This is a genomic window from Psittacicella hinzii (genome assembly GCF_003585885.1).
Lineage (GTDB): Bacteria > Pseudomonadota > Gammaproteobacteria > Enterobacterales > Psittacicellaceae > Psittacicella.
In genome coordinates this window covers 53503-63097 of record NZ_NRHC01000001.1, presented here as the reverse complement: position 1 = coordinate 63097, position 9595 = coordinate 53503, and the positions used below count along the sequence as shown (strand labels likewise).

The following is a 9595-nucleotide window of genomic DNA, read 5'->3' as shown; positions in this document are numbered from 1 at the left end:
GTTCGGGAATCCCTATATATTCGTACATTCGTACCTTAGGAAGAAACTTATTTGACAATAGGATTAAATACGTAAGCATTGAAGTAGCTTTGGTAGAGCTTAGATTGCTCTTGTAAGTTGTACTTATCCATTTTTGTCAGATTGGTTGAGCTTGCACGGATGTTAAAGCCGTTAATCCACTGATCAATGCGATACAAACTATTATTTAGTAGTTCTTGCGGATCAAAGTTTAAATTGTCAAACTGCGTTTGTGGATGTTTAGCTAAGCGATTAACTAAAGGGTAAGCGAGCTCGGTTAAAGCAAAGTTAACTTGATCTGCGTTGATTAGTTTACTTGCTTCTTGTTGCTTACTTGCCTCTTCTAGCTTACTTTCTTGCTTATCTAAGGCTTGAGCGCCATGGTAAGCAAAGCTACTTTCCCAAGGTAAACTTGTGCCTAAACTTAAGTCGCTGGTGCAACTTTGGCTTTCAGCTTTTAGTTTGGTACCAAGTTCAAGTTTGGTAACTTGCTCTTGTTCATTTCTATGAACAAGTGTAGTAAAAGCTTCAAAGTTAGCTAAACGGGCAATGATATTTAGCTCTTCGTTAGCTCTTGCAGAGGTAGTTTCTAGTTGCGCTTTTTCTAAGGTTGTTGCGTTATAGATTTGCTCACGACCTAAAGCGGAAAAGAGAGAAGCGATTCCTTTTTTCTGACTAAAGAGCTTGTCATGAGCAAGCGCAAGGCTTTGACTAGTGAAGTTAAAGAGATCAAACTCTACGTTTTGCTCTTTAACCTGGCTAAGCGCTTTAGCAAGCTCATCTTGTCCGTAAGCTGTCCAAGGATTAGCAAGGAATAACCAAGCTTTATCTTCGTCTTGGTTAGATTTCACTAGAGCTTTAAGGTTTACTAAACCAAAGTTTAGCAGTTGATGTTTAAGCCAGTAAATGGATACCCCACCCGAGTAAAAGTTATCTTTGATCCAACTGTTGTGATAAGGCACAATTGGCATAGGATATTTTACTAGTTTAAAACCTGGATTAACGGTAACAAACTCGGTAGCAATTTCAAGGCTTTGATCAGCTTCAACTCCCGGTAACATTTCAGGGTACACGAGTACCCCTTTAGTTACCGCTGGCGTTAAAGAGTTTAACGCCAGTTTTAAAGTTACAGCGTCATTGTCAAAAGGAATTAAAGCATAGACTTCAACTTCTCTTTGACGTTGACGATAGTCGTGCGGGTAGACCACTTGATCACCATCGCGACTTAAATCAAACTCTGTTGGGAGAACTCCGCGAGTTATTTGTGGATCTGTCATGGGTTTCTCCTTAGAAGATACCTGACTCATCTGAGTTTAAGTCAAGGTTACTATCTTGCGATGGGGCAACTGGAGGTACCTGTGGAATACGGTAGAACTCAATGTAACCACCATTAGTTGTTTGGTAACCTTGAGCGTTAATACGATAGCCTTGGATATTATCCGGCATAGCACGAGTCCATGTTCCTTTAACATCTGCTAACTGGAATTTTTCAAAAGCAATCCAGTTATTTAAGGCGAGGCTACCACCTAACTCACGACGACCTAGAGTTGTTGCATTATCAAATGCTACAAAGGTAGCTGTTACGTATTTATTAGCGTAACCAACGAACCATGCTGATTTAGAGTCGTTAGTTGTCCCTGTTTTACCACCAATATCTTGGTGATGTAGGCTAGCAGTTCTAGCAGCAGTACCGCTATAACCTGGACGACCATAAACGTTTGAGTTTAGACCTGACCACATTAACCAAGCAACATCTGCACTTAAAACACGTGGAGCGTATTTATTGTTCTGATGCGCCATTGTACTTTCGTCACTTAAACCTGTGTCAGTAGCCGAAGCAGCTTCACTTTGATTTACTGAACGTTGTTGGGTACTTGCGTTAATTAAAGCATCTAAGTCATCTTCTTCACTTAAACCTGTTTGGTCTAAGTTAATTAGATCTTGGTTAGTTGCTGTACTAAATTCAGTATCGTCAGTAATTGGATCTACTGGCTGAATGTTATTACATTCAGGAGTGTCATTGACACACGCAACTAATGGGTTTGCTTGGTAAATTACATTACCTTGGATATCTTCAATACGCGTAATTAGATACGGATTAATTAAGAAACCACCATTATCAAAAGTCGCGTAAGCACGCGCCATTTCTAATGGCGTAAAGTTTGCTGTCCCTAACGCTAACGATAAGGTTGGTAAGAAAGTATTACTACTAAAACCTAAACGTTGTAAGAAACGCGACATGTAGTTAGGACCTACTTGTTGCATTAGTTTAACGGCAATGATGTTACGTGATTCTGCAAAGGCTTGACGTAAAGTCATGTCACCTTTATAGCGGTCACCGTAGTTTTTAGGTTTCCAGATCTTGTCATTATCGCGGATGGCAATAGGCTCATCACGCACAATTGTTCCCCAGCTGTAGGTATATGAAGATAGAGCTGAGAACTTCTCTAAAGCAGCAGCGTATAAGAATGGTTTAAATGAAGAACCAACTTGTACAGTTGCTTGAGTTGCACGGTTGAACTTAGAAAGATCATAAGCAAAACCACCCACCATAGCTTCAATCGCACCGTCAACTGAGTTTAAGCTAATTAAACCAGAGTTTACGTTTGGAATTTGCGATAAAGACGCTTCTACGCCTTGGTTACCGATTTTTTTCTCAACGTAGACAATTTGTCCAACCGAAAGAAGATCTGTAACTGCTTTAGGGGCAGCTCCTTTACGGTCAGCATTAATGTACTTCCCTGCCCATTCCATGCTCTTTAAGCTAAGAGGCATGATATTACCGTTAAGGTCAACTACTTGCGCTTCACTTTGTCCTACTTTAAGTACCACTACAGGGTAAAGAGGATCAAAAGCACGTGAGTAGTTTGAAAGTTTAAAACGGTTAATAATGTCAGTTAAAGTTAGAGTACGTTCAACTAGTTTGCCTTCCTCTTTAACTTTCACCTGAATGTGTTGGTGATCTTGATAAGAAACTAATTCTTCACCATTAGTAAAAAGGAAACGCTGATTGTCATCAGCACGCCAACCTTTACGTTGGTCGTAACTAATTAAGTTACGACGTAAAGCTTCAGTAGCTTGACGTTGTAAAGTATTGTCAACGGTAGTATAAACTTTAAAGCCCTCGCTATAAGCTTTTTCACCATAACGGTTGTATAGAGCTTGACGTACCATTTCTGAGACATAGCCAACCCCTTGGTTTTCTACGCGTCTAGGGTTTAACTCAACTGGAGTATTAATCGCTTGCTCATATTGGGCTTGAGTAATAGCTCCGGTTTCATTCATAGCTAACAGCACTTGGTTACGACGTGCGGTTGCGTTCTTTAAGCTATAGATAGGGTTGAGTTTAGACGGAGCTTGCTGGATACCAGCAAGAAGCGCAGCTTCTGAAAGAGTTAATTGCTCTACACTCTTGTTAAAGTAAGTACGAGCAGCTTCGGCAAAACCGTAAGAGCGGTGCCCTAAATAGATTTTGTTCATATAAGCAGCCAAGATTTCTTCCTTGGTCATGCTTTTTTCCATGCGTACGGCAAGGATCATCTCTTTAAACTTACGAATAAATTCTTTTTTCGAGCTTAAGAAGAAGTTTCTTGCAACTTGCTGGGTAATAGTTGAAGCCCCTTGTGACTTAGAACGTGTCGTTAATAAGATGTAAGAGGCACGAGCAATACTTCGGAAGTCTACCCCACCATGTTCAAAGAAACGGCGGTCTTCAATTGCAATTACAGCATCACGTAGAACTTCTGGAAATTGCTCATAAGTTAAAGTAATACGGCGTTCTGAGCCGTATGAAGAAATAAGTTCACCATTACGATCGTATACACGTAAAGGTTCTGAAAAGGTAGGGGTAAATGATTTAACATCTGGCAAGTCGGTTGAGAGGTAAGAGTAAAAACCTACTAAGCTTGCTGCCCCAATGGTTCCGAGGGTTAAACCTGTATAGAATAAGGTATTAAAAATCTTTTTTACTTTCATGCTAAGTTTTACAAACTAAAACTAATGTTTTTTCTAACGGTTTATTTTAACATATCTTTAAACTAAATAGTTTATAGTGATAATTTTCTCAAAAGTAAAGACCAGCCTATGGCTGGTCTTAAACGTTTATTGAAAACGTGAGCTATGACGCACAACTTCACCTTGGGCAAGAACGTCGTTTACTTGACGACGAATACTTGCTGGTGGAGCACAAAGTTGTACCGATTTAAAGATAGTTCCACGTAAGTCTAAGTAAGCTGAAAGCTTATCACAGATCTTAGTTAATTGGGTAATAAGAATTGATAAAGCTTCGTCATTACTTAAAATACGACGAGAGACATAAATGTATAAGTACTTGTAACTTTCTCTTTGATTTTCGCCAATCCATTGACCAAACTCATTAAAGAGATAGTAGATAACAATCTCTTGGGAAGACGAACTAGATGGACGCCAGACATTGTTATAACTTAAACGATTTTGATCTCCGACAAAGGTAGTATAGTTAACAATATTCTCGTTAAAGTCAGAATCGAGATTTCGCAGAATGTTGTTTAAACGGGAAGCAGAGATATCAGCACTACGTTGGTGTTTTACTTTAAACACTATGTACTGCTCTGGGTGCTCAAATAAAGAATTTAGTTTAAGCACGACAGGATCTTTTTCCACATAAGGCTCTACTTTTGCAGGAGCAACTTGTGCACTTTTAGTTTGCGCACGTTGGCGAGCAATTTGTGCAAGGTTTTGTTGATAACCAGTTACCGCTTCCGCAACCTCTTCGGCAGATTCAACGATGTTTTGTGCTTTAGTTTCGTTGACTTTAACAGGGTTAGCACTTGCTTGGACTTCTTTGCCACTAGCTGTTGCATTTGCCTTAGTTGCCGGAGTAGCACTTGAGGCGCTTGCTGCTGAAGCTGTTGCAGAATTTGCTGCAGAAGCTTTAACAGTTGCTTGAGTTGATCCTTGTGCTCCTTGGTTCCCTTGGGTACCTTGCGCACCTTGAGCTCCTTGGGCGCTAGCTTTTTGCGGAGCTTGCTCTTTATCTGCTTTGTTTTGGATTAAAGCCATGATTTGTTGATAAAGGGCTGGATTAGTTTGGGCAACTTTGTTTAGCTCTTTAAGTAACTTTTGTAGCAAGTTGACGTCAACATTTGCTTGAGCGCTTTTAGTAGCAGGAGCGCTATTAGTTGCTGGGGTAGCTTGAGCTTGGCTAGTGGTTTTAGCTGTGCTTGCCTGCTTAGGCGCATTTCCTGCGTTATTTGCAACTTTACTCGTAGCTGTTGCGCTTGTTGCTTGCGCAGAAGCATGAGCAGAGTTAGTTACTTGCTCTTGAGTTCCAGCTTGCGCTTTAGCTCCTGCTGGCGTAGCAGTAGATGCGTTACTTGCTTTGTTTACTAGTTCAGTTAACTTAGCAATCTCAGGAGCTTTAATTGGGGTAGCTCCTCGACTAGGGTTAACTGTAGTAGTTTTAGGAGTATTCGTGGCATTGGTTGCAACATTAGTTGCTGGTTTAGCCTTGTCTTTTAAGTTACGTTCTTCGGTTAAAGAAAGTTCTTTTTCTGGGTTTAGCTCACGAGCTAAACGTCTTTGTTCGCGAATTTTGTAAACCGAGTTAATATTATCCGTAGCAATAGTTCGCTCTTTATTAATATTAAACTCTTTTTCTGCTAGAGTTTTATTAGTTTGCTCAATAGCACTTTCTTTAGCTTGCCCTGTAACAGTGTAGGATTTACCAAAGTAGCTTTCAGCAGCACTATTAGCGTTACCTTTTAATTCAACTTGTGGTTGTTTTGTTGAGTTGTTGGTTGAAGAGGCAGTAGTTCCGGTAACTTTTAGGTCTTGCCCAGCAAAGCTGGCATTAGCTCCGGTTACATTTGCCGTAGTTTGGGCGCTCGCTTGCCCTAAAGTAGTGTCTACTTTAGGAGAAGTGGAGCTTGCGCTCTTGTTACTTTCTTGAGCATAGAGGGCTTCAAGATTGTTTTGCAGGGTTTGCGCAAGGTTTTGCGTACGTAGATTTTGGCTCACGGTTGGTTTGAGGTGAGCGCCTCCCTGAAAGTTTTTCTTTTCTACGTTAGTTCTTATTGCATCTTGATGGGGCTTGCGTTTAATAAAACGGTATCCGAGAAATAGCAACATGCCGATACATACTAAGAGCAAGAAAATGAACATTGCATTGTTACTCATAAATTTTAAAAGCTTTTATAATGGAAATTCGGATAAAAAATATCCAAATTTATCTCACTGGTACCGGTGAGATGCTAAATATAAAAAAAGTAATTTATATAAAGTAATTTTTTTATATTTTTTAGATATTTTTTTACTACTTCAGTGTACCACCAAATGCAGATAAATATCAAGGTTTTGACAAAAAAAAGCCCCTTTTACCTCTGTAAAAGGAGCATTTTTTGTTTAAGTTTTGTTTAAGGGTAAGGTAATTTAGTTTTTTACTGGCTAAATTATTTTTCCCTTAGTGTTTTATTTGTGGTGTTTTATCTGAGTTTTGTTATGAGCTTAAGCTTTAACTTTAGCACCTTGCATGTAAAGCATTTCTAACGCTAGAGTAGCACCAGCTAGAGCTGTAATGTCAGATTGATCGAATGCAGGAGATACTTCAACCAGATCCATACCAACAATATTTAAGTCAGATAATTGACGGATAACTTTTAAGATCTTGTCAGGAGTCATACCACCAATAACCGGTGTACCTGTACCTGGAGCATAAGCTGGATCTAAACAGTCAATATCAAAAGTTAAGTATACCGGCATGTCACCAACTACTTCTTTGATACGCGCAACAATTTGCTCTGGTGTTAGATCGTTAGCTGTAGGTGCATCTAATACAGTGTAATCTAAGTTACGATCGTATTCGGTACGAATACCTACTTGGATAGAGTGTTTAGGATCAATTAGACCTTCTTTAGGCGCGTGGTAGAACATAGTACCATGATCATAGGCAGAACCATTATCATAAGTATCAGTATGCGCGTCAAAGTGTAATAAAGCTAGTTTACCAAAGTGTTTAGCATGCGCTCTTAATAATGGCAGAGTGATAAAGTGATCACCCCCAAAAGTTAAACAACGTTTACCAGCTTGGAGCATATTAGTTGCGTGTTGCTCTAAACGTGCAGTAAAGTCTGCGTTGTCACCCATAGCGTACACTAAGTCACCACAGTCAACAATGTTTAAACGTTCACGAACATCAAAAGTCCAAGGGAAACGACAGTGTTCCCAAGCTAGGTTTACTGACGCACGACGAATTGCTTCAGCACCAAAACGTGTACCAGAGCGACCTGAAACTGCGCTATCAAATGGTACCCCTGTAATTACCCAGTCTGCATTTGAAGTTGCTGGTTCAAAGTTGATTGGTAAACGTAAAAAACCAAAATTGTTAGATACTAAAGAAATATCTTCACGATGATTTAAAGTATTAGTATTTGTTTTCATCTTCTTTAAGCAAATTAATAATCGATTTCTGTGTCTTCTTCAAGGTAAGTGTAACCAGTCATACCTAGTTCTAATTCTTTTAAGAATTTAACTTTGTCGGTTTGACTTAAGTTCGAAGCATAAATTTGCTCGCGGTATCTTTCCAGAATTTTCTTCGGATCGATATACACATACTCAAGCATATCAGACACAGTATTACCATGGTATAGATCTAAGATTTCAAACTCATCTTTACCCGTAATACGTATATCAATTGTGGTAGTATCCCCAAATAGGTTGTGCATATTCCCAAGTGTTTCTTGGTATGCCCCTAACATGAAAAAGCCCATTAGTGGAGGATTATCTACTTCAAAATCTGGCATAGGTAGAGTAGTAGCTACCCCGTCACCATCAATATAAGATTCCACTAAACCGTCGGAGTCACAAGTAATATCTAGTAAAACTGCACGACGTTCAATTGGATCATTTAATTGGCTAATTGGGACTACTGGGAACTGTTGGTCAATCCCCCAAGCATCAGGTAATGATTGGAATAAACTGAAGTTAACCCAGATTTTATCAGCAAAACGCTCTTGTAACTCGTCAATAACTTGACGGTGTGAACGGTTTTGCGTAGTAAATAATTTAGCTACTTCTGAACAAATGTTTAAGTAAAGTTGTTCAGCGTATGCACGTTGTTCAAGACTAATTGTACCCACAATGTATTGTTGGTGCACATCTTCAAGGTCAAATTGACCTTCGTGAATCCACGTACGTAAAGCACGTTTATCACGGTTAGTATTAATACTTTCCCAAGTTTCCCATAAAGAGTGTAGTACTGTTGGATCAGTCTCTTTTGGTGGTTCTAGTTCTTGCGCTTGGTAACGCTCAACCCCAATTACGTTTGAGATTAGGATAGCGTGGTGTGCTGTAGTTGCACGTCCTGATTCCGTGAAAATATCTGGGTGTGGTAAGTTATTGTCATCACAAATTTGCCCAATACCCCAGATAATAGTTTCGGCATATTCACGTAGACCATAGTCAACTGAACGATCAGAACCTACACGGCTACCATCATAGTCAACCCCAAGACCGCCACCTACGTCAAAGCATTTGATATTAACGCCAAGTTTAGCTAACTCAACGTAAAAACGAGCAGATTCACGGACACCGGTAGCAATATCACGGATACTACCTAATTGTGAACCTAAGTGGAAGTGTAGAAGTTGTAAACAATCTAGTTTGTTTTCTTCACGTAAGATTTCTACTAAACGTAGTACTTGAGTTGATGACAGACCAAATTTTGATTTCTCACCACCTGAAGATTGCCATTTACCGGCACCTTGTGACGCTAGACGCGCACGTACCCCTAGACGAGGGTGTACACCTAGACGCTCAGATTCTTCGAGTACTAAGTAGATTTCTGATAGTTTTTCAATAACTAGATAAACTTTATGTCCAAGTTTTTCTGCCATTAAGGCATAACGAACATACTCTAAATCTTTGTAACCATTACATACAATAGTATGTTTTTTTAGTCCAGCTTGGGCAATTACTGCCATTAATTCAGCTTTTGAACCAGCTTCAAGACCATATTTTTGCTCTGAATGTTTTAGAGCTTCAACTACACGACGGTGTTGGTTTACTTTAATAGGGTAAACTAGTGTATATTCACCTTTGTAATCGTAATCTTTAATTACATCACTAAAAGCTTTATTAATCGAACGTAAACGATGCTTAATAATTTGCGGGAAACAAAATAATGCAGGTAAACGTGCGCCGTATGATTCTTCCATACGTTGAGCTAGTTTTTTTAGAGAGATACGATTTTTTGGTTTGTCTGGATTTGGACAAACGTATATATCACCGTTTTCATCTACATTATAGTAGTTCATTCCCCAGTATTGAATGTTACTTACTTCGCGTAGTGTTTGTTCATTCCCTTCTCTTGCAATATGCGAAAGAGGTGTAATTGAAGGAGCAATAGGTTCAGCCACTGCTTAATCTCCTAAATAGTAAAATTAAAACCCGTGAAAATACAATTGACCTGTAAAAATACAATTAACCAATAGTATTTTCCAACAAGATAAGGAGCAAAAACTTGCCAGTATATTATAACAGTTTAAGCAAACGATTATAACAGTAATTAATGAGAAATAATAAAGACCTAAGGCGTAAGCCC

5 protein-coding genes are annotated in these 9595 nt (G+C 39.2%); all 5 read right to left on the bottom strand.

The genetic code is table 11. The features are described 5' to 3' along the window. Positions 1–47: 47 nt before the first annotated feature. A complete protein-coding gene (locus CKF54_RS00190; RefSeq protein WP_222987449.1) occupies positions 48–1295 on the bottom strand; it encodes a hypothetical protein in 1248 nt (415 codons plus the stop codon). Positions 1296–1305: 10 nt separating this feature from the next. Then, positions 1306–3993, bottom strand: a complete 2688-nt coding sequence (locus CKF54_RS00185; RefSeq protein ID WP_119524173.1) for a penicillin-binding protein 1A — start codon at positions 3991–3993, stop codon at positions 1306–1308. 126 nt (positions 3994–4119) lie between these two features. Beyond that, positions 4120–6174, bottom strand: coding sequence for a hypothetical protein (locus CKF54_RS00180; RefSeq protein ID WP_119524172.1), 2055 nt, complete (start codon positions 6172–6174; stop codon positions 4120–4122). Positions 6175–6501: 327 nt separating this feature from the next. Continuing rightward, entirely contained in the window at positions 6502–7434 is a 933-nt protein-coding gene (speB, locus tag CKF54_RS00175; protein WP_119524171.1) for an agmatinase, read from the bottom strand. 14 nt (positions 7435–7448) lie between these two features. Next, entirely contained in the window at positions 7449–9410 is a 1962-nt protein-coding gene (gene speA / locus CKF54_RS00170) for a biosynthetic arginine decarboxylase (protein ID WP_262407782.1), read from the bottom strand. Positions 9411–9595: the final 185 nt, after the last annotated feature.

Coding starts and splice junctions, on each gene's coding strand:
- CKF54_RS00190 (WP_222987449.1), bottom strand. CDS start 1,295: ATGACAGATCCACAAATAACTCGCGGAGTTCTCCCAACAGAGTTTGAT.
- CKF54_RS00185 (WP_119524173.1), bottom strand. CDS start 3,993: ATGAAAGTAAAAAAGATTTTTAATACCTTATTCTATACAGGTTTAACC.
- CKF54_RS00180 (WP_119524172.1), bottom strand. CDS start 6,174: ATGAGTAACAATGCAATGTTCATTTTCTTGCTCTTAGTATGTATCGGC.
- speB (WP_119524171.1), bottom strand. CDS start 7,434: ATGAAAACAAATACTAATACTTTAAATCATCGTGAAGATATTTCTTTA.